Origin of the sequence: Enterobacter sp. MF024, from assembly GCF_005843915.1 — a bacterium.
GTDB lineage: Bacteria > Pseudomonadota > Gammaproteobacteria > Enterobacterales > Enterobacteriaceae > Enterobacter > Enterobacter barmai.
The window spans coordinates 92,456-114,081 of record NZ_VCBB01000017.1 but is presented as its reverse complement, the minus strand read 5'-3'; the positions used below and the strand labels follow the sequence as shown (position 1 = coordinate 114,081).

Genomic DNA, 21,626 nt, shown 5'->3' with positions numbered 1-21,626 from the left:
CGATTTACGCCAGATAACGCAGCCGTTCGGCACGTAATCTGGCAGGATCGACGCAGCTTAACGCGCGGGTCGGGCACGCCTCTATACAGGCGGGTCCGCCTTCGCGGTGCGAGCAGCGGTCGCACTTCAGGGCCTGAACCCACCCCGCATCCGCCGTGATCTGCATCGCCCCGAACGGGCAGGCAACCATACAGCTTTTACAGCCGATACAGCGTTGCTGATCCACCTGCCAGACGCCCTTCTCACGCTGAATCGCCTGGGTCGGGCAGACGTTAGCACAGGGGGCATCTTCACACTGGTGACAGGTAACCGCCGTAGTAAAAGTTCCGCCTTTCACCACCCGAATGCGGGAGCTGAACGTCCTTGCCGTCACTGCCGCACAATTCTGACTCTCCTGATGGGACACCACGCAGGCCACTTCGCAGGTGCGACAGCCAATACATTTTGCCGGGTCCGCAACAATAAACGGGTTCATTCTCCTGTTCCGCCTCTACGTTTTAAAAATGCAGAGTGCCAGACTGAGGCGCGCTGGCGCTTTGATCAAACAGGGGAAAGCGGCCAGATTTGTGGCATCTGCCACCCGATCTGGCGTATTGCCTGAGGTTTACTCGCTAACGGTAAAGCCCAACTCACGGGAGATAGCCTCTGCGGTTTCACGCAGGGGTTTTAACAAGTTCTTCTCACCCACCTGCTTCATGCGTGAAGTCGACAGCGAAATAGAGATGGCATACGGCACGCGGCCATGAATATCAAAGACCGGAACGGCAATACAGGAGACGCCCAGCTCATTCTCTTCTTTGTCCATCGCCATGCTCTTCTCACGGATATCCGCCAGTTCGCCATACATAGCGGGCAGTTCGGTAATGGTATTGCGGGTCAACGCCTGGATCTGTTCCTGATGGCTTTCCCAGTAACTCGCCACATAGTCATGGTGACCAAACGCCATATAGATTTTGCCCATTGCGGAGCAGTAGAGCGGCATATGCTGGCCGATATAAGCCCGCGTGCGCAGCATGCCAGTCGTCGGCTCGAGCTTGTAAATCAGAATCGCGTGATCGTCTTCGCGGCTGGAGAAGTTCACCGTCTCGCCGGTCGCGATATTCAGCGCCTCCAGATGGGGGGCCGCCACGTGGATAACGTTCAGCGACGACAGCGCCTTTTGTCCGACGGCGATAAATTTGGTGGTCAGACGATAACTGCCTGCCGCCGGGGCCGGGGTAACATAACCACAGGACTGCAACCCCTGGAGTAACCGGTGCACGGTGCTCTTATTCAGCCCCGCAAGTTCAGATAAATGGGCGAGTGGGCAACCGTTCGGATAGTTGCTGAGGATCTCAATCAGCGTCAAGCCGCGAAACAAGCTTTGGCTACCTGCTGGCCTCTCTTTTTCTTGCGTCATTTCGCTCTCTTTCATGCTCATAAAATTGCTCCTTTTCATCGCGCCCTGATGGTAGCGCAAAGTGTGGCTCAGTTCACGACCTCAACACAAAATACACAACCTGTTGATTTTAATTGATTTTGAAAATCGTGAATGTCGTTGATTTGGCAAAATTTGATCGCTATATTTGAAATCAGATTTCGCATAGTGAAATTTAGCGATAAAAAAGCACTCACACTTGCCCCTAAAAAGAACAGGAGAACAGGGATGAAAGTGACCTTCGAAGAGTTAAAAGCGGCGTTCAATCGGGTTTTGCTCGCTCGCGGCGTGAAAGCGGAAACCGCTGACGCCTGCGCAGAGATGTTTGCCCGCACGACGGAATCCGGTGTCTATTCACACGGCGTCAACCGCTTCCCGCGTTTTATTCAGCAACTTGATGCGGGCGATATCATTCCTGACGCCCAACCCAAACGCATCACCACGCTGGGCGCGATTGAACAGTGGGATGCCCAGCGCGCCATCGGAAACCTGACGGCGAAAAAGATGATGGATCGCGCCACCGAACTGGCATCCGATCACGGCATTGGTCTGGTGGCACTGCGTAACGCAAACCACTGGATGCGCGGCGGCAGCTACGGCTGGCAGGCCGCAGAGAAAGGCTATATCGGAATTTGCTGGACCAACTCCATCGCCGTGATGCCGCCGTGGGGTGCAAAAGAGTGCCGCATCGGCACCAATCCGCTGATCGTGGCCATTCCGTCCAGCCCGATCACCATGGTGGACATGTCGATGTCGATGTTCTCCTACGGAATGCTGGAGGTGAACCGCCTCGCAGGCCGCGAGTTGCCGGTGGACGGCGGGTTTGATGATGAGGGCAATCTGACCAAAGAACCTGGCGTTATCGAAAAAAACCGTCGCATTCTGCCGATGGGCTACTGGAAAGGTTCCGGCTTATCTATCGTGCTGGACATGATCGCCACCCTGCTCTCCAACGGATCCTCCGTGGCGGAAGTGACCCAGGACAATAGCGATGAGTACGGCGTGTCGCAGATCTTTATCGCCATTGAGGTCGACAAGTTGATCGACGGCCCAACCCGCGACGCCAAGCTTCAGCGCATTATGGACTTCATCACTACCGCCGAACGTTCCGATGAAAATGTCGCCGTCCGTCTGCCGGGGCATGAATTTACGCGCCTGCTCGAAGAGAACCGCCGCAACGGCATCACCATTGACGACAGCGTGTGGGCAAAGATCCAGTCTCTGTAAGGAGTGGGCCATGATATTCGGACATATTTCACAGCCAAATCCGTGCCGCCTGCCGCCGGCGATTGAAAAAGCCCTCGATTTTCTGCGCACCACGGATTTCACCACGCTGGCGCCAGGGGTGGTGGAAATTGACGGTCGCAACATCTTTGCCCAGGTGCTTGACCTTAACACTAAGGAGCAGCACGAGAATCGCCCGGAAGTTCACCGCCGCTATCTGGATATTCAATTCCTGGCCTGGGGTGAAGAGAAGATCGGTATCGCCATTGATACCGGAAATAACAAAATCAGCGAATCATTGCTGGAACAGCGGGATATTATTTTTTATCACGACAGTGAAAATGAATCCTTTATCGAAATGATACCTGGCAGCTACGCCATATTTTTCCCGCAGGATGTTCATCGTCCTGCCTGTATTAAAAACAAGGAAACCGCAATTCGTAAAATTGTGGTGAAAGTGGCAATCAGCGAATTACCGTAATTTTCTGATATACCCTAAAGAATTCGAGTTGCAGGAAGGCGGCAAGAGAGTGAATCTCCAGGAGCTTACATAAGTAAGTGACTGGGGTGAACGAGCGCAGCCAACGCACATGCAACTTGAAGTATGACGGGTATAAATACAGGAACGCGAAATGACCAATACCGATTTTATTATTGGTGCGTACCCCTGCGCACCCTCGTTTCACCAGAAAGGGGAACAAGAAGAACAGGCCTTCTGGCGGGAACTTTCTGACACGCCACATATTCGCGGGCTGGAACAACCGTGCCTTGAAAATCTCCATCCTCTGGGCGACGAATGGCTGTTTCGCCATACGCCGGGCGACTGGCAAATTGTGGTAACAGCGGTGATGGAAACCATGCGCCGTCGCGGACTGAACGGTGCGTTTGGCCTTGCCTCTGCTGATGAAGATCAGCGCAAAGCCTGCGTCGAATTTTACCGCCATCTTCACCAGAAGATTGATGCCGTAAACAGTCGCTTTCCGGGCAAGGTGATCGCCCTGGAGATGCAGGCGGCACCGCAGGCGGGTAATGCTTGCGTTGATCGCGCCACCGAAGCGTTCTCCCGCTCTATCCGGGAAATCGCGGGCTGGGACTGGTCCTGCGATCTGGTACTGGAGCACTGCGATGCCATGACCGGCCCGTCACCGCGCAAGGGGTTTTTACCCCTGGAGCAGGTGCTGGAGGTCGTGAAAGAGACCGATATTAGCCTGCGCATCAACTGGGCGCGTTCGGCTATCGAAGGGCGCAACACAACGCTTCCGCTCGAACACGTCAAAGCCGCGCTCAGGGCAGGAAAACTGGGGGCGGTGATGTTCTCCGGAACCACCGCCCAGGGCGAGTACGGTGAATGGCAGGATCTGCACGCGCCGTTTTCTTCGTTCTGTGCCGAAAGTTTAATGACGCCTGAACAGGCAGAAGCACTCTTTACTGCGGCAAGCGCCGCAACGTTGAAATTCTCCGGTATTAAATTACTTGAAATAAATGCTAATGCTGACGTCAGTCATCGAATCGCTATTTTGCGCGACGGCATTAGCGCCTTAAATAAAGCCACACGATAACAATACAAAAAAGACGTATTCCGGTTACCTTCACTGAGATATTAAATATGAATATTTCTACTCATGCCCTACAAGCGGAAATTCCGCGCCAGCGCTGGCTAAGAATCATCCCTCCTATTCTTATTGCCTGTATTATTTCTTATATGGACCGCGTAAATATCGCCTTTGCAATGCCCGGCGGTATGGATGAGGAGTTAGGTATTTCCGCCACCATGGCGGGCCTCGCGGGCGGCATCTTCTTTATCGGCTACCTGTTCCTGCAGGTTCCCGGCGGCAAGATTGCCGTTCATGGTAGCGGTAAAAAGTTTATCGGCTGGTCACTGGTCGCCTGGGCGGTGATCTCAGTGCTGACCGGTCTCGTCACCAGCCAGTATCAGCTGCTGGTGCTGCGTTTCTTACTCGGCGTGGCGGAAGGGGGAATGTTACCCGTCGTGCTCACCATGATCAGCAACTGGTTCCCGGATGCCGAACGCGGCCGCGCCAATGCCATTGTGATCATGTTCGTGCCGATTGCCGGGATCATTACCGCCCCGCTGTCGGGCTGGATCATTACCGCGCTCGACTGGCGCTGGCTGTTCATCATCGAAGGGCTGATGTCCATCTTGGTGCTGGTGCTGTGGGCCTACACAATTTACGACCGTCCGCAGGAAGCGCGCTGGATCTCAGACGCCGAGAAGAACTATCTGGTGCAAACGCTGGCGGCGGAGCAGCGGGCCATTGCCGGTAAAGAGGTGAAGAACGCCTCGCTCAGCGCCGTGCTGTCCGACAAAACCATGTGGCAGTTGATCGCCCTGAACTTCTTCTATCAGACCGGGATTTACGGGTACACCCTTTGGCTGCCCACCATTCTGAAAGAGTTGACCCACACCAGCATCGGCCAGGTGGGGATGCTCGCCATCCTGCCTTATATCGGTGCCATTGCGGGCATGTTCCTCTTCTCCACGCTCTCCGACCGCACCGGCAAACGCAAGCTGTTTGTCTCCCTGCCGCTGATTGGCTTCGCGCTCTGCATGTTCCTCTCCGTGGCGCTGAAAGAGAACACCTGGCTGGCGTATGCCGCGCTGGTGGGCTGCGGCTTCTTCCTGCAGTCCGCCGCAGGGGTGTTCTGGACGATCCCGGCGCGTCTGTTTAGTGCAGAGATGGCGGGCGGCGCACGCGGGGTAATCAACGCCCTGGGCAACCTCGGTGGGTTCTGTGGGCCTTATGCCGTTGGCGTGCTGATCACCCTGTACAGCAAAGACGCAGGCGTTTACTGCCTGGCGGTTTCGCTGGCGCTGGCCTCGCTGCTGGCCCTGCTGCTCCCGGCGAAATGCGATGCCGGAGCCGAGCCTCATCCCACGGCGAATCCGCATAAGCGTGCGGCCTGAATAAACGCCCGGCGGCGCTTCGCTTGCACGGGCCTACAACACCAATGAACCGTAGGCCGGGTAAGCGTAGCGCCACCCGGCAACAGCAGCACCAAACCGTAGGCCGGGTAAGCGAAGCGCCACCCGGCGATAAGGGAATCAAAGATGAGTGAAAAAGAGCCCTTCTGGCTGGGTATCGATTGTGGCGGTACTTATCTGAAAGCCGGGTTATACAACAGCCAGGGCAAAGAAATTTCCATTGAGCGCTGCTCGATTGCCACGCTCAGCCCCCGTCCCGGCTACGCCGAAAGGGATATGCACCAGCTCTGGCAGCACTGCCATGCCACCGTCGCTCTGCTGCTCAAAAATGCCCGTATCAGCGGCGAGCAGATCAAAGGCGTCGGCATATCGGCTCAGGGCAAGGGCCTGTTTATGCTGGACAAAAACGACCAGCCGCTGGGTAATGCCATGCTCTCTTCCGATCGCCGGGCGCTGGTGATTGTTCAGCGCTGGCAGCAGGACGGTATTCCCGAAAAACTGTATCCGCACACGCGTCAGACATTGTGGACGGGGCATCCGGCCTCGCTCCTGCGCTGGGTCAAAGAGAACGAGCCCCAGCGTTATCAGCAGATTGGCTGCGTGATGATGGCGCATGACTATCTGCGCTGGTGCCTCACCGGCGTAAAAGGCTGTGAAGAGAGCAACATCTCTGAATCCAACCTCTACAACATGAACACCGGCCAGTACGATCCCCAGCTTACGCGCTGGCTCGGTATCAGCGAAATGGATGGCGCACTGCCGCCCATTGTTGGTTCAGCAGAAATTTGCGGGGAAATCACCTCTCAGGCAGCCGCCCTGACCGGTCTCGCGGCGGGCACGCCCGTCGTGGGCGGACTGTTTGATGTGGTTTCCACCGCGATCTGCGCCGGACTGCACGACGAACATACGCTTAACGCCGTGATGGGGACCTGGGCCGTCACCAGCGGAATTGCCAATGGCATCCGCGACGACGAACCTTTCCCTTACGTCTATGGCCGCTACGTTCATCCGCAGCAGTACATTGTTCACGAAGCCAGCCCTACCTCTTCCGGCAACCTCGAGTGGCTGACCGCGCAGTGGGGCGACATGCCGTTCAGTGAAATCAACCACGCCGTCGCCGGTCTGCCCAAAGCCGAAAGCGATGTGTTTTTCCTGCCGTTCCTCTATGGCAGCAACGCCGGGCTGGAGATGACCAGCGGCTTCTACGGCATGCAGGCGCTGCATACCCGCGCGCATCTGCTACAGGCGGTCTACGAAGGCGTGGTGTTCAGCCACATGACCCATCTCAACCGCATGCTTGAACGCTTTACCCACGTACAGGCACTGCGCGTAACAGGCGGCCCAACCCATTCGGATGTGTGGATGCAAATGCTTGCGGACGTCAGCGGCCTGGCCATTGAACTGCCGCAGGTGGAAGAGACCGGCTGTTCCGGTGCGGCACTGGCCGCCCTGGTCGGTATCGGCGTTTATCCCGATTTTCATGCCGCCCAGCGCGCCCTTAAACATGACATCCGGGTCATTGAACCCGACATGGGCGCCCACGCGGCCTACCAGCGCAAATATCAGCGCTACCAGTTACTCATTTCAGCACTACAGGGCTATCACGCCCAGGTTAAGGAGCACGACCTATGAGCCGACCATTACTGCAGCTGGCGCTCGACCACACCTCACTTCAGGCCGCACAAAACGATGTTGCGACGCTTTCCGATCACGTCGATATCGTCGAGGCGGGCACCATTTTGTGTCTGACCGAAGGGCTGAACGCCGTGCGTGCGCTGCGCGAGCAGTGCCCGGATAAAATTATCGTCGCCGACTGGAAAGTGGCCGATGCCGGAGAAACGCTGGCGGAGCAGGCGTTTGGCGCAGGCGCGAACTGGATGACCATCATCTGTGCCGCGCCGCTGGCCACCGTCGAAAAAGGCCATGAGGTGGCCCAGCGCTGCGGCGGTGAAATCCAGATGGAACTGTTTGGTAACTGGACTCTGGATGATGCCCGGGCGTGGTATCGCGTCGGCGTGAAGCAGGCAATCTACCATCGCGGACGCGACGCGCAGGCCAGCGGTCAGCAGTGGGGAGAGGCCGATCTCGCTAAAATGAAGGCGCTTTCCGATGTGGGTTTACAACTCTCCATCACCGGCGGCATCACCCCCGCCGACCTGCCGCTGTTTAAGCAGATCAACGTCAAAGCCTTTATCGCCGGGCGCGCGCTGGCAGGCGCCGCAAATCCACCTCAGGTGGCACAGACATTCCATTCGCAAATCCGCGACATCTGGGGAGCGTAACCATGCGCCAGCATCCGTTGGGTATTTATGAAAAAGCGCTGCCGAAAGCACTCACCTGGCCTGAGCGTCTGGTTCTGGCGAAAAGCTGCGGCTTTGATTTTGTTGAAATGTCGGTCGACGAGACTGACGAGCGTCTGTCGCGCCTCGAGTGGAGTACCACGCAGCGGGCGTCGCTGGTCGAAGCGATGCTGGAAACCGGCGTGGCGATCCCGTCGATGTGCCTGTCTGCCCACCGTCGTTTCCCGTTTGGCAGCCGCGATGAAACTGTGCGCGAGCGCGCCCGCGAGATCATGACCAAAGCCATCAGGCTGGCCCGGGATTTAGGCATTCGCACCATCCAGCTTGCGGGTTATGACGTCTACTACGAAGAGCATGACGAGGGCACGCAGCAGCGCTTCGCCGAAGGGCTGGCGTGGGCCGTCGAGCAGGCCGCCGCTGCGCAGGTGATGCTGGCGGTAGAGATCATGGATACCGCGTTTATGAACTCCATCAGCAAGTGGAAAAAGTGGGACGAGATGCTCGCCTCGCCGTGGTTCAGCGTTTACCCGGATATCGGCAACCTGAGCGCCTGGGGCAACGACGTCACCGCCGAGCTGACGCTGGGCATTGACCGCATCGCCGCGATCCACCTGAAAGATACCCAGCCCGTCACCGAGCAAAGCCCCGGCCAGTTCCGCGATGTGCCCTTTGGCGAGGGCTGCGTCGATTTTGTTGGCACCTTTAACACGCTGAATAAGCTGAACTATCGCGGCGCATTTCTGATTGAAATGTGGACCGAAAAAGCCAAAGAGCCGGTGCTGGAGATCATTCAGGCACGGCGCTGGATTGAAGCCCGTATGCAGGAAGGAGGCATGACATGTTAGAACAACTCAAAACCGAGGTGCTGGCGGCAAATCTGGCCCTTCCCGCCCACCAGCTGGTGACCTTTACCTGGGGCAACGTCAGCGCGGTTGACCGCCAGAGCGGGCTGATGGTGATCAAACCCTCCGGCGTGGAGTACGACGTGATGACCGCGGAGGATATGGTGGTGGTGGATATCGCCACAGGGCAGGTGGTGGAGGGCAGTAAAAAGCCCTCTTCCGATACCCCGACCCATCTGGCGCTCTATCGTCGTTATCCGGAGATTGGCGGGATCGTGCATACCCATTCCCGCCATGCCACCATCTGGTCCCAGGCGGGGATGGATTTACCGGCCTGGGGTACGACGCATGCCGACTATTTCTATGGCACCATCCCCTGCACGCGCCTGATGACCCCGGCAGAAATTGAGGGCGAATACGAATATCAGACGGGCGAAGTGATCATTAAAACCTTTGAGGAGCGCGACTTAAGCCCAATGCAGATCCCGGCCGTGCTGGTCCACTCTCACGGGCCGTTTGCCTGGGGCAAAGATGCCGCCGATGCGGTGCACAACGCCGTGGTGCTGGAGGAGTGCGCTTATATGGGGCTGTTCTCGCGCCAGCTCTCGCCGCAACTGCCGGTGATGCAGCAGGAATTGCTGGATAAACACTATCTGCGCAAGCACGGGGCGAATGCCTATTACGGGCAGTGATCAGGCGGAATTAATGTGCTCCTTGCAGTAGCGACGCTTCCAGACGCCGGGCGTTAGCCCCGTGTGTTTGCGAAAGATCTGCCGGAAATAGCCTACATCGTTAAACCCGCAGCGCATCGCGACCTCCTTGAGCGACACGGCGTCGTTGAGGAGTAACTTTTCCGCAGCCCTGACCCGCTGACGGTGGATAGCCTCGGTCAGCGTCAGATGAAAGACCCGACGAAACACCCGCCCGAGATAGTCGGCGTTGCAGTGCAGCTCCCGGGCGAGCTGCGACGTCGAGAGCGGCAGGTGAAACTGGGTGCCGATCAGCTGCCGCGCCTTCCACGCCAGGTTGACGCCCGCTTCATCCGGCGACGGCTCCTGCCCGGCCGTCAGGGAGAGCTGCTGGAGGATCAGCAGCAAAATAAACTCCAGCGCCGGGCTGCGCTGAAGTTTCTCCTGTTCGCTCAGAAACTGGCGGAAAAGTGCGGTCATCGCCTGCGGATCGCCTGTTTTACCATGCTGCTGCACCGACAGCAGCGTGCTCCAGGGTGACGCTGAGGCCTGTTCCTGCACCTCAAAATGCAGCCAGTAAAAGCGTAAGTCGGCGGGAAAATCCTCGATACCTTTATGCCGACGATGAGGCCAGAGGAGCAAACTTTCCCCCGCATGGACTTCAAAAACCGTTGTCTCCTCCTGGATCGTTAACGTCCCCTTTTCCACAAAGATGATTTCCCACGAGTCGAGCCTGCGCGCCGGGTGTCGCCCTACGCCCCGGGAGATGAAGTAGCCGCCGTTTTGCACCTGAAGCGGAAGCGCTATGGATAATTCGAGCATGGTTATTCACTTTCTCGCTATTAATGAACGATTTATTTTTCTTTATCCCTGATTATTAACAGCTATTTCCCCTTCTTCCCGATCTAAATCACATTTTGCGAACAAGGTCGGAATCCTTATCTTTTTATACTTTTCCCTTCCCTTGTTGGACCCGGGGAAGAGTGCAAAATTAATCGGGTACTCTGCAAAACAACATAAAAAATCCGATAACCCGAGGAGTTACCTCATGACTTCTACTCCGATTACACAGACAGAGCTTGCCCAACAGACCGTCAACGATCGCCTGACGGTGCGAGAAAAAATCGGCTATGGCCTGGGCGATGCCGGCGGAACGGTGATCACCTGTCTGATCATGAACTTCCTGACCTTTTTCTATACCGATGTCTTTGGCTTAACCCCGGCGCTGGTCGGTACGCTGTTTATCGCCCTGCGCGTGTTTGATGCGATATCCGATCCGGTAATGGGGGTCATCGCCGACCGGACCCAAAGCCGCTGGGGGCGCTTTCGCCCGTGGCAGCTCTGGGTCGCCCTGCCGATTGGCATTATCGGCGTGCTGACCTTCACCGTGCCGGACGCGGGCATGGGGGTCAAAATCGCCTGGGCCTTCGGCACCTATCTGCTGCTCTCGGTGGGTTATACCGCCATCAACGTGCCCTACTGCGCGCTGATCAACACCATGACCACCCGCCACAGCGAAGTGCTCTCCTGCCAGTCCTGGCGCTTTGTGCTGTGCGGCGTGGCCGGTTTCCTGGTCTCCGTCGGCCTGCCTTGGCTGGTTGATCTGCTCGGCAAGGGCAACGTAGCGCAGGGGTATCAGCTGGGCGTCGGGGTGCTGTGCGCCATTGCGGTGGTGATGTTCCTGTGCTGCTTCTTCTGGGTGCGCGAGCGGGTACCGCTGGCGATGATGGGAAGATTTACGCTCAAGGAGCACCTCGCCGGTCTGCGTCAGAACGACCAGCTGCTGCTGATGCTGGTGATGTCCTTCTTGCTGATCAACGTCTTTAACATTCGCGGCGGCGGCTATATGTATTTCATCACCTACGTGCTGGAAGGCAGCACCGCCTACACCTCGCTGTTCTTCACCATGGTGACCTTTGCCGCCATTCTGGGGGCGGTGATCGTTAACCTGCTGTCGCGCCGCAGCGATACCGTCAAACTCTACTACTACACCAACCTGGTGCTGGCAGTACTGGCGCTGGGGATGTGGTTCCTGCCAGGCGGCCCGGCGCATCAGACCCTGTGGCTGGTGGTTATTCTGGCGAACGGCGTGATCCTCGGCTTTACCCTGCCGCTGCACTTCGCGCTGATGGCCTTTGCCGATGACTACGGCGAGTGGAAAACCCGCGTGCGCTCCTCCGGCATGAACTTCGCCTTTAACCTGTTCTTTATCAAGCTGGCCTGGGCCTCCAGCGCCGGGATCATCAGCCTGGTGTTTATCTTTGTGGCCTACCAGCCGGGCGCGGGCAACCAGACACCCGCCTCGCTGCAGGGCATCACCGCCATGGAAACCCTGCTACCTGCCCTTTTCCATCTGCTGCTGGCGCTGGCGATCCGCAAGTGCCGACTCGATAACCCGATGATGGCGCGCATTGCCACCGACCTGCGCCAGCGTCACGCTCACTCCTGAGGAGAACATGATGTCCATAATGGAACCCGACCTGCATAAACTGAAAATCAGCGACCCGTTTCTGGGGCAGTATCAACAGCTGGTGCGCGACGTCGTTATTCCCTACCAGTGGGATGCCCTGAACGATCGCATCGAGGAGGCCGAACCGAGCCATGCCATCAGCAACTTTCGCATCGCGGCAGGCCAGCAGAGCGGTGAGTTTTACGGAATGGTCTTTCAGGACAGCGACGTGGCGAAATGGCTGGAGGCGGTCGCCTGGTCGCTGTGCCAGAAGCCCGACGCGGAACTGGAAAAGACCGCCGATGAGGTGATCGAGCTGGTGGCCGCCGCGCAGTGCGACGATGGCTATCTGAACACCTACTTCACGGTAAAAGCGCCGGAAGAACGCTGGACCAATCTGGCGGAGTGCCATGAACTTTACTGCGCCGGACACATGATTGAAGCAGGCGTGGCCTACTTCCAGGGCACCGGCAAACGCCGTCTGCTGGAGGTGGTGTGCAGGCTGGCCGACCATATCGACAGCGTCTTTGGCCCGGGCGAGCAGCAGCTGCACGGCTATCCCGGCCACCCGGAGATCGAGCTGGCGCTGATGCGCCTGTTCGATGTCACCCAGGAGCCGCGCTATCTGGCGCTGGTGAAGTATTTCGTCGAGGAGCGCGGCACCCAGCCGCACTTCTACGACATTGAATATGAGAAGCGGGGCAAAACCTCCTACTGGAACACCTACGGCCCGGCGTGGATGGTGCAGGATAAAGCCTACAGCCAGGCGCATCAGCCGCTGGCCGAACAGCAAACGGCGATCGGCCATGCGGTGCGTTTCGTCTATCTGATGACCGGCGTCGCGCACCTGGCTCGTCTGAGCCAGGATGAAGGCAAACGCCAGGACTGCCTGCGCCTGTGGAACAATATGGCCCGACGCCAGCTGTATATCACCGGCGGGATTGGCTCCCAGAGCAGCGGCGAGGCCTTCAGCAGCGATTACGATCTGCCCAACGACACCGTGTATGCCGAAAGCTGCGCCTCGATCGGCCTGATGATGTTTGCCCGCCGGATGCTTGAGATGGAGGCCAACAGCCAGTACGCCGACGTGATGGAGCGCGCGCTCTACAACACCGTTCTCGGCGGCATGGCGCTGGACGGCAAGCACTTCTTCTACGTCAATCCGCTGGAAGTGCATCCGAAGACGCTGAAGTTTAACCATATCTACGATCACGTGAAGCCGGTTCGCCAGCGCTGGTTCGGCTGCGCCTGCTGTCCGCCGAACATCGCCCGCGTCCTGACCTCGATTGGTCACTACATCTATACCCTTCGCGACGACGCCCTGTTTATTAACCTCTACATCGGCAACAGCATGGCGTTCCCGGTGGGCGGGCAGGAATTGCAGGTGCGGATTAGCGGCAATTATCCGTGGCAGGAGCAGGTCAAAATCGAGATCGTCTCACCTGTTGCCATCGACCATACCCTGGCCCTGCGTCTGCCGGACTGGTGCGACGCGCCACGGCTGACGCTGAATGGCGAAGCCGTTACGGGTGAGGTGCGTCAGGGCTATCTCTACCTGACCCGCCGCTGGCAGGAGGGCGATACGCTGCTCTTAACCCTGCCGATGCCGGTCCGCCGGGTTTACGGTAATCCGCAGGTGCGCCAGCAGGCCGGGAAAGTGGCCCTGCAGCGCGGACCGCTGGTTTACTGTCTTGAAGAAGCGGATAACGGCGCGGGGCTGCACAACCTGGCGCTTCCGGCGCACAGCGAATTTAAGCTGTTTGAAGGCAAAGGGATTTTTGCTCACAAGATGCTGATCCAGACGCAAGGCTTTACCCGCCATGCCGCGGACGCTGAACAACAGCCGCTGTGGCAGTACGACAGGGCACCCACCACGCAACAGGCGCAGACCCTGACCTTTATTCCGTGGTTTAGCTGGGCGAACCGTGGCGAAGGGGAGATGCGGATCTGGGTGGATGAGGCGTAAGCAGTAACCGCTGAGGCAGCCCTCGTCCCTGAGGGCTGATTTTTGGAAACTCAGAATTTCCAGGAGAGGCCGGTCATCAGCGCGAAGCTGTCGTCACGGTCGATCATCGGGCTGTTTTTCACGTCGTCAGGCAGCACGGTATAGACGGCGCTGGCGTTCAGCCAGAGGTTCTGCGTCAGCTGATATTTGGCAGCCACACCCACATACGGAGTGACGGTTTCACCTGCGGTGTACTGCTGCAGACCGCTGCGACGGGACTCTTTCGCAGAGACGCCGTAGTAATAGTCGTTGAAGCTCTCATCGTGGAAGAGCACGCCCACCGATGGCGTCAGGGTCAGGCGCTCCATGCGGAACGGACGGAAGTAAGACATTTCACCCATCACGCCACCGCTCTCATCCATCGCATCTGCGGCAATCGCAAATTTCAGGCTACCCCAGCTTTCGTGATGGTAGTACGCACCGCCCAGCATCGCGGAGGCTTTGCGCTCGTCCAGCTGCTTCATGGCATGGTCGTCGTTGTCTTCCGGGTCGAAGCTCAGCGGCATCCAGGAGGCAGTCAGGCTGAGTTCGTTTTTGGCATCTTTCCAGACGATCCAGCCGCCGGTAGCCTGACGCACGTAGAAGTGTTCCCCTTCGTAGCTAATTAACGGGACAGCGGAGACATTCTCGTTATAGCCTTTATATGGCGACTCATTAAACACGGCGCCCGCGCCAATTGAAAAATCATCGGCCATTGCGGACGTCGCCGTAAATAAAGCGGCCGCGATAAGTAAATTATTTTTAAACTTCATTGTTTGTAATCCATTAAATGTCATACGACCCGGCGCATAATAATGGTTACAAAAATCGCAATGCAATTTTGATATTCGTATAATATTATATATAAATTCATATAGATGAGCGTCAGGCAATGAACAAGCTGCAAATCAAACCAAGAGAATTAAAAATTGTTTCCGTCATTGCCGCGACGCACAGTATCGGTGACGCTGCCGCATTGTTAGGCATGGCCCAGGCCAATGTGAGTAAATATCTCTCTGATTTTGAGACCCGCGTTGGGCTGAAGGTGTTTGAGCGCACCACCCGCCATCTGGCGCTTACCCAGTTCGGCGAGGCGCTGCTGCCCTTCATCAACGCCTCGCTGGAAAAGAACGATCAACTGGTTAATTTTATTGCAGATTATAAGCATGAAAAACGCGGCAAGGTGACCATTTATGGGCCGACGGGGATCATTACCTATCTGGCCCGCCACGTAGTTCATGAGATCGAAAATATCGGCGATATTCGCATTAGCCTGAAAACCTGCAACCTCGACCGGAATGAATATTTCGAAGGCGTCATTTTTCCCGACGATTGCGACATTTTAATTTCTTATGCTCAACCAAAAGATGAAAACCTGGTTGCCACGACCTTAACGAAATATTCTGTTACCGCTTTTGCCACCCCAGAATATATTAAGAAGCACCCTATTAATCACCCTGACGATTTAATTAACCACTCCTGCATTCTTATTGATTCAATGATCGTCGATGACGCTAACATCTGGCGTTTTCGCTCGAATCACAGCAAGCAGGTCCAGGATTATAAAGTCACCGGAAACTATATTTGCGACAACACCCAGACGGCGCTGGAACTGGCGCGCAATCATCTGGGGATCGTCTTTGCGCCCAAAGAGAGCCTGAACAAGGAGATTGAACAGGGCTTGATGGTGCCCTGTTTCACCCATCAGGAGGAGTGGTGGCTGGATCTGGTGGCTATCTTCCGTAAACGTGACTATCAGCCGTGGCGGGTGCAGTTTGTGCTGGATGGCGTGCTGAATACCCTGCGTAAGCAGATTGAGCAGGCCACCCATGGGCGGCCTGCGCTGAAAGGTTAGAACAGGCCGAGCGGTTTGTCGGAGTAGCTGACCAGCAGGCACTTGGTCTGCTGGTAGTGTTCCAGCATCATCTTGTGCGTTTCACGGCCAATACCCGACTGCTTATACCCGCCAAACGCGGCATGGGCAGGGTAAGCGTGATAGCAGTTGGTCCACACGCGACCCGCCTGGATCCCGCGCCCCATCTGATACGCCAGATTGCCGTTACGGCTCCAGACGCCCGCCCCCAGGCCATACTGCGTATCGTTAGCCAGCTCCAGCGCCTCCTCCATGGTTTTGAAGGTGGTTACCGCCAGCACCGGGCCAAAGATCTCCTCCTGGAAGACGCGCATGTTGTTTTTACCGGAGAGGATGGTCGGCTCGAGGTAGTACCCCTCTTTCAGCTCACCGTCCAGCATCTTGCGCCGTCCGCCGGTCAGGATATCCGCCCCCTCTTTCTTGCCGATATCGATGTAGTTGAGGATCGTCTCCAGCTGCCCGTGGGAGACCTGCGCCCCCATCTGGGTGACGTTATCCAGCGGGTTGCCGCTGCGGATCGACTCCACGCGGCGAATGGCGCGCTCCATAAAGCGCTCGTAAATGGACTCCTGTACCAGCGCCCGGCTTGGACAGGTACAGACTTCGCCCTGGTTGAAGGCAAAGAGCGCAAAGCCTTCCAGCGCCTTATCAAAGAAGGCGTCCTCTTCGTCCATCACGTCGGCGAAGAAGATGTTCGGCGATTTACCGCCCAGCTCCAGCGTCACCGGGATGATGTTCTGGGTCGCATACTGCATGATCTGCTGGCCCACTTCGGTGGAGCCGGTAAACGCCACCTTGGCAATCCGTTTGGAGGTCGCCAGATATTCACCGATTTCGCCACCCGCGCCGTTCACCACGTTCACCACGCCCGGCGGGAGCAGGTCGCCCACCACTTCCATCAGCAGCAGTATCGACAGCGGCGTCAAGCGCGCCGGCTTCAGCACCACGCAGTTCCCTGCCGCCAGCGCGGGGGCCATTTTCCAGGCGGCCATCAGCAGCGGGAAATTCCAGGGGATGATCTGCCCGACCACGCCCAGCGGCTCATGGAAGTGATAGGCCACGGTGTCTTTATCCACCTCGCTGATCCCCCCTTCCTGAGCACGAATACAGGAGGCGAAATAGCGGAAATGGTCGATAGCCAGCGGCACGTCGGCGGCCATGGTTTCACGGATCGGTTTCCCGTTGTCCCAGGTTTCTGCCGTTGCCAGCAACTCCAGATTCTGCTCCATGCGATCGGCGATTTTGAACAATACCGCGGCGCGATCCTGCACCGAGGTGTGCGCCCATTTCTCTTTCGCTTTATGGGCGGCGTCCAGCGCCAGATCGATATCGCGCTTCCCGGAGCTGGCGATTTCGCACAGCGGCTGGCCGGTCACCGGGGTGAGGTTCTGGTAGTAATCGCCGTCGGCCGGAGGAACCCAGTCGCCGCCGATAAAGTTGTCATAACGGGCTTTAAGCTTGAGAGGAAAACCATATTCGCCAGGTAGAATACGTGCTGATGGAGGGTTGTTCGTCATGACTGTCTCCTTGTGTGTAGTGTCATTCAAAGGTAGACCGCGACGGTGAAAATATCGCCAGTTGTCATCTGCTTTGCGAGCCCCTTCACGCATTACCTTACTTTACGTTTGGTTTCCGGCGCTGAGCCATACTTAAAGCGCATAAACCGGGCGGAGGTAAGGATAAATGCGGCTTTTTATCGGCTTTGACGTGGGCGGAACCCACATTAAACACGGCGTGATCGACGAGGACGGCAACGAACTCACCACCGATCAATTTGATACGCCAGAGGATGAAGAGAGTTTCAAAAAACAGTGGCGTGAGGTGGTCAAAGCTTACCAGGACGAACATGAGATCGTGGCGATCGGAGTGAGCATCCCGGGGCACATCAATACCCATACCGGCGAGGCGGCGAAAGCGGGCGCGCTGGAGTACCTGGATAATGTCAACCTGTATGACCTTTTCGCAGAGCTGACCGATCTGCCGCTGGTGGCCGACAATGACGCCAGCTGCGCCGCCCTGGGTGAGCGCTGGCGCGGCGCGGGGCGTGAGTATGAGAATTTTGTCTGCATGACGCTCGGTACCGGGATCGGCGGCGGCATTGTGCTCGGGGGCGATCTCTATCGCGGCTCGCACTACCGCGCCGGGGAGTTCGGGGTGATACCGGTCGGTAAGAACGGCGAAGGGATGCATGAGGTCGCCTCGGCCAAAGGGCTGATGGAGACCTGCCGCCGGGCGCTGGGGGTTTCCGGGGATGATATGCCGAAAGGCGAAGAGCTGTTTGAGCGCATGGAGAACGACCTGCACCTGCGCGAAGCCGTTGAAGAGTGGGCGCTGTTTCTGGCGCGCGGGGTCTACAGCGTGATTTCGATGTTCGACCCGCAGGTAGTGCTGATTGGCGGCGGTATCAGCGAGCAGGAGAAAATTTATCAACTGCTCGACAGGCACCTGCGAACCTTTGAAGAGTGGGAATCGCTGCAGGTGCCGATCCTGCCCTGCCAGTTGGGTAACCAGGCGGGCAGGCTGGGCGCCGTGTGGCTGGCAAAACAGAAGCTTGCCAGAAGCGAGACCTAAGGCTGTGCCTCCCCGCTAAAGAGCAGTGCGTCACGCAGGAGGTGATCGTTGCCTCGGCGGCGGGTGAAGCCAATGCGGTTGAAGTACTCGAGGATCTGGATCGCCAGCTTGCGCCCGACGTTAAGCCGATCGCGGAAATCCGCCGCGCAGGTGGAGCCGCGCTCGCTGTCCAGCTCCCGGATCAGGTTGGCGAAGGTGACGATGCGATCGTGGCGGTAATAGCGATCTTTGACGATCGCCGTGATCAGCCCCTGCTGCGCCGCATGCTTCAACACCTGACGCATGGTCTGCTCGTCGGTGGCAGTTTCACGCGCCAGGTCACGTACCCACCAGGGTTCGTCCCCAAACAGCGCCTCCGCTTTTTGCCAGATGGCCTGCTGCTCCGGGGTAAAGCCCGCTTTATGATCCGGCAGATGCAGCCAGCCGTGGTAGCTGTGCAGCTCCCCGCTCTCGCGCATCCGCTCGATCAGCAGCAGCACCAGGGCTTCATCTTCCATCGGCAGCGCCATGCGACGCAGGCGCTCACGTCCGGGTCCGGGCTCATCCTGATGCTGCTGATGGTAGGTCGCCAGCACATCCAGAATTTTACGCTGCCAGCGGGCGGCAACAGGGGTATTGAGCAGGCTGGAACCGGCCTGGATAAAACCCGGCTGCTGGACCAGCTGGCGCAGACCTTCCCCGCTGAGCTGGCGTGCCCAGCCAAACTCATCCAGATTAACCGCCCCGCGCGCCAGATGCGCCAGCAGCGCGTCGTGGTCATCCGTCGCCGTTGCCAGCGTCGCCAGCCAGCTCAGGTACTCCGGCTTACGCTTCCCGCGACGCGGTGGATTGAGCGTCACGACCCGCGCCCCGGCCAGGGTGACGCGGGCAGAGATATCGCGCAGCACCAGACGATCGTTGTCGGCCAGCCACAACGGGGTATCGAAGACCAGCTCCGCAAGACGGCCTTCCAGCAGCGAGACGCGGCCGGTAACGTGGCTGGCGGCATGGTGAATATGCAGCGGCTGCCACTGGGTGAGCGGCACGTCGCTCTGCAGGGTGACAATCACGCGCGTGGTCGGCTCCGGTGGTGCTTCGGCCAGCAGCCAGTCGCCGCGGTTAAGCTCGGCTTTTTCCGTATCGCCCACCAGGTTCAGGGCGATGCGCTGCCCGGCGTGGGCCTGTTCGACAGGCTGATTCTGCGCGTGAAGGCCACGAATACGCACCGGCTTATTAACTCCGGTCAGCCACAGGCTGTCGCCCACGCGCACTTCGCCAGAGAGCGCCGTACCGGTCACCACCAGCCCCGCCCCTTTCACGGTGAAGGCGCGGTCGATAGCCAGGCGAAAACGGTGATGATCCGCATGGGCGCGGTCAGGAAGCTGTTGCAGATGGGCGCGCAGGGCATCTATTCCCCGCCCCTCGGCGGCGACGGTGACAAACAGCGTCGCATCCGCGAAGCCATAGTCGCGCAGGGTGGCCAGCACCTCTTCGCGCACCTCCTCCACCCGGGCGTCATCGACGCGGTCGGCTTTGGTCAGCGCCACCGTCAGCTGCGGATTGCCGGTCAGATTGAGGATCTGCAGGTGCTCGCGCGTCTGCGCCATCACCCCGTCATCGCAGGCCACCACCAGCAGGGCGCGATCGATGCCGCCCACCCCCGCCAGCATGTTGGACAGAAACTTTTCGTGCCCCGGCACGTCGATAAACCCCAGCACCCGGCCATCCGGCTGCGGCCAGTAGGCATAACCCAGATCGATGGTCATGCCGCGCTTTTTCTCTTCCGGCAGGCGGTCGGCGTTGACGCCGGTGATCGCCTGCAACAACGTCGTTTTGCCGTGGTCAACGTGACCGGCAGTGGCAATAATCATTTCAACAACATCTCCAGAAACAGTGCTTCATCTTCCAGACAGCGTAAATCCAGCCACAGTCGCCCGTCCTTGATCCGCCCCAGCACCGGCACGGGCAGCGATCGCCAGCGCAACGCCAGCGCATCCAGCTGACCGCCGCGCCCGTCGCGCGGGGTGAAGGTCAGGGCGGCGCCCGGCAGGCGATCTACCGGCAGCGATCCGCTGCCCGGCTGGGACAGGCAATCTTCCACACGAACCTCAAAGTCCGGGTAGTGGGCGGCGACCTGCGTCAGCAGCCGCTCCCCCTGACGGTGAATAGCGGCGGCATCGCGACTCAACAGGCGCAGCGTCGGCAGCCGTTCGGCCAGCGTCTCCGGGTGGAGATAGAGGCGCAAGGTCGCCTCCAGCGCGGCGAGGGTCATTTTATCCGCCCGCAGGGCGCGTTTCAGCGGGTGCTGTTGCAATCTGGCAATCAGATCGCGCCTGCCGACGATAATCCCGGCCTGCGGACCGCCCAGCAATTTGTCCCCCGAGAAGCTCACCAGGCTGACGCCTGCGGCAATCAGCGCCTGCGGCATCGGCTCTTTTGGCAGGCCGTAGCGGGTGAGATCCACCAGCGAACCGCTGCCCAGATCGACAATCACCGGCACGCCCTTCTCCTGCCCGATGCGCACCAGCTCCGCCTCATCGACGGCGTGGGTGAAGCCTTCGATCTGGTAATTACTGGTGTGGACCTTCATCAGCAGGGCGGTATTTTCATTGATGGCTGCGGCGTAATCCCGGTCGTGGGTACGGTTGGTGGTGCCCACCTCCCGAAGCTGGCACCCGGCCTGGGTCATCACATCCGGGATGCGAAACGCGCCGCCAATCTCCACCAGCTCACCGCGCGAGACCACCACCTCTTTACCGCTCGCGGTGGCAGCGAGCATCAGCAGCACCGCCGCAGCGTTGTTATTCACGATGCAGGCATCTTCCGCCCCGGTGAGCTGGCACAGCAGCCCCGCCAGGGCCCGGTCGCGGTGGCCGCGTCCGGCGCCGTCGAGATCGTACTCCAGGGTCACCGGGACCTGCATCGCCTGGGTAACGGCGGCAACCGCCTCATCAGCCAGCAGCGCGCGCCCCAGATTGGTATGCAGCACCGTGCCCGTCAGGTTCAGCACCTGCCGCAGCCCCTGGGCTTCATCCTGCGCCAGCCGTTTTTCGGTCTCCTGCGCCCAGTCGTCACACCAGGCCGGCAGGCGATTGTCGGCGCGAATCCCGGCGCGGGCTTCGTCCTGGAGCAGGCGCAAGGTCTTCACCGTTCGGCTGTGACCAAAGCGGGCAATAACGGGAGTAAGACGGGCATCGCGAAGCAGACGATCGGTCGCGGGGAGTTGGCTGTAGAGAGCGTGCTGAGTAGTCATGAATGCGCCTGACGGTTAGGTATCTTCCCCCCTCCCGACGGGAGAGGGAGTCAATGTCAGGAGGGATTGTACCGCGTCCGGCAGGGAAGTGTTAACGGGCT

General features: G+C 58.6%; 19 protein-coding genes. 12 read left to right on the top strand and 7 right to left on the bottom strand.

What is annotated here, in order from left to right:
* Positions 1-4: 4 nt before the first annotated feature.
* A complete protein-coding gene (locus tag FFB58_RS20350) occupies positions 5-475 on the bottom strand; it encodes a 4Fe-4S dicluster domain-containing protein (RefSeq protein WP_138370851.1) in 471 nt (156 codons plus the stop codon).
* Between the two features lie 129 nt (positions 476-604).
* On the bottom strand, positions 605-1,420 hold the full coding sequence (yiaJ, locus tag FFB58_RS20345; RefSeq protein WP_039031158.1) for an IclR family transcriptional regulator YiaJ: 816 nt from the start codon (positions 1,418-1,420) through the stop codon (positions 605-607).
* A 225-nt stretch (positions 1,421-1,645) separates the two neighbouring features.
* Between yiaJ and yiaK the strand changes: the two genes are divergently transcribed.
* From yiaK to araD, 8 genes are all read left to right on the top strand, one after another.
* On the top strand, positions 1,646-2,644 hold the full coding sequence (gene yiaK, locus FFB58_RS20340; protein ID WP_138370850.1) for a 3-dehydro-L-gulonate 2-dehydrogenase: 999 nt from the start codon (positions 1,646-1,648) through the stop codon (positions 2,642-2,644).
* A 10-nt stretch (positions 2,645-2,654) separates the two neighbouring features.
* Positions 2,655-3,122 (top strand): YhcH/YjgK/YiaL family protein, encoded by a 468-nt coding sequence (locus FFB58_RS20335; RefSeq protein ID WP_138370849.1) that lies wholly within the window; start codon positions 2,655-2,657, stop codon positions 3,120-3,122.
* Positions 3,123-3,273: 151 nt separating this feature from the next.
* A complete protein-coding gene (locus FFB58_RS20330) occupies positions 3,274-4,200 on the top strand; it encodes a DUF4862 family protein (protein ID WP_138370848.1) in 927 nt (308 codons plus the stop codon).
* Between the two features lie 47 nt (positions 4,201-4,247).
* Positions 4,248-5,567, top strand: coding sequence for an MFS transporter (locus FFB58_RS20325; protein ID WP_039031162.1), 1,320 nt, complete (start codon positions 4,248-4,250; stop codon positions 5,565-5,567).
* A 144-nt stretch (positions 5,568-5,711) separates the two neighbouring features.
* Complete coding sequence (locus FFB58_RS20320; RefSeq protein ID WP_138370847.1) at positions 5,712-7,217, top strand: FGGY-family carbohydrate kinase; 1,506 nt, start codon at positions 5,712-5,714, stop codon at positions 7,215-7,217.
* Positions 7,214-7,867: a 3-keto-L-gulonate-6-phosphate decarboxylase UlaD gene (gene ulaD, locus FFB58_RS20315; protein WP_039031164.1), complete on the top strand. Its 654-nt coding sequence runs from the start codon at positions 7,214-7,216 to the stop codon at positions 7,865-7,867. The genes FFB58_RS20320 and ulaD overlap by 4 nt, the downstream gene beginning before the upstream one ends.
* Positions 7,868-7,869: 2 nt before the next feature.
* Positions 7,870-8,730 (top strand): L-ribulose-5-phosphate 3-epimerase, encoded by an 861-nt coding sequence (locus tag FFB58_RS20310; protein ID WP_039031165.1) that lies wholly within the window; start codon positions 7,870-7,872, stop codon positions 8,728-8,730.
* Positions 8,724-9,419 (top strand): L-ribulose-5-phosphate 4-epimerase, encoded by a 696-nt coding sequence (gene araD / locus FFB58_RS20305; protein ID WP_138370846.1) that lies wholly within the window; start codon positions 8,724-8,726, stop codon positions 9,417-9,419. Before FFB58_RS20310 ends, araD begins: the two co-directional genes overlap by 7 nt.
* Here the strand turns inward: araD and FFB58_RS20300 are convergent, their stop codons facing one another.
* Complete coding sequence (locus tag FFB58_RS20300) at positions 9,420-10,238, bottom strand: helix-turn-helix domain-containing protein (protein ID WP_138370845.1); 819 nt, start codon at positions 10,236-10,238, stop codon at positions 9,420-9,422.
* Positions 10,239-10,464: 226 nt separating this feature from the next.
* On the opposite strand from FFB58_RS20300, the gene FFB58_RS20295 reads away from it, so the two are divergent.
* Together FFB58_RS20295 and FFB58_RS20290 are read left to right on the top strand one after the other, a co-directional pair.
* The gene (locus FFB58_RS20295) at positions 10,465-11,865 is read left to right on the top strand and encodes an MFS transporter (protein ID WP_039030126.1); all 1,401 of its coding nucleotides are present in this window, start codon (positions 10,465-10,467) and stop codon (positions 11,863-11,865) included.
* Between the two features lie 10 nt (positions 11,866-11,875).
* Positions 11,876-13,831 carry a glycoside hydrolase family 127 protein gene (locus tag FFB58_RS20290; protein ID WP_138370844.1) on the top strand — a complete coding sequence of 652 codons (1,956 nt, stop codon included), beginning with the start codon at positions 11,876-11,878 and terminating at the stop codon, positions 13,829-13,831.
* A gap of 50 nt (positions 13,832-13,881) precedes the next feature.
* Here the strand turns inward: FFB58_RS20290 and FFB58_RS20285 are convergent, their stop codons facing one another.
* Complete coding sequence (locus FFB58_RS20285) at positions 13,882-14,622, bottom strand: MipA/OmpV family protein (protein WP_138370843.1); 741 nt, start codon at positions 14,620-14,622, stop codon at positions 13,882-13,884.
* A 119-nt stretch (positions 14,623-14,741) separates the two neighbouring features.
* Between FFB58_RS20285 and FFB58_RS20280 the strand changes: the two genes are divergently transcribed.
* Positions 14,742-15,704 carry a LysR family transcriptional regulator gene (locus tag FFB58_RS20280; protein ID WP_138370842.1) on the top strand — a complete coding sequence of 321 codons (963 nt, stop codon included), beginning with the start codon at positions 14,742-14,744 and terminating at the stop codon, positions 15,702-15,704.
* On the opposite strand, the gene aldB is transcribed toward FFB58_RS20280, so the two are convergent.
* Positions 15,701-17,239 carry an aldehyde dehydrogenase AldB gene (gene aldB, locus FFB58_RS20275; protein ID WP_138370841.1) on the bottom strand — a complete coding sequence of 513 codons (1,539 nt, stop codon included), beginning with the start codon at positions 17,237-17,239 and terminating at the stop codon, positions 15,701-15,703. The two genes, FFB58_RS20280 and aldB, sit on opposite strands and share 4 nt — an antisense overlap.
* Before the next feature lie 166 nt (positions 17,240-17,405).
* Between aldB and FFB58_RS20270 the strand changes: the two genes are divergently transcribed.
* Complete coding sequence (locus tag FFB58_RS20270) at positions 17,406-18,293, top strand: ROK family protein (RefSeq protein ID WP_039030131.1); 888 nt, start codon at positions 17,406-17,408, stop codon at positions 18,291-18,293.
* On the opposite strand, the gene selB is transcribed toward FFB58_RS20270, so the two are convergent.
* Together selB and selA are read right to left on the bottom strand one after the other, a co-directional pair.
* Positions 18,290-20,143, bottom strand: coding sequence for a selenocysteine-specific translation elongation factor (selB, locus tag FFB58_RS20265; RefSeq protein ID WP_138370840.1), 1,854 nt, complete (start codon positions 20,141-20,143; stop codon positions 18,290-18,292). The two genes, FFB58_RS20270 and selB, sit on opposite strands and share 4 nt — an antisense overlap.
* Positions 20,140-21,525 carry an L-seryl-tRNA(Sec) selenium transferase gene (gene selA, locus FFB58_RS20260; protein WP_138370839.1) on the bottom strand — a complete coding sequence of 462 codons (1,386 nt, stop codon included), beginning with the start codon at positions 21,523-21,525 and terminating at the stop codon, positions 20,140-20,142. The genes selB and selA overlap by 4 nt, the downstream gene beginning before the upstream one ends.
* Positions 21,526-21,626: the final 101 nt, after the last annotated feature.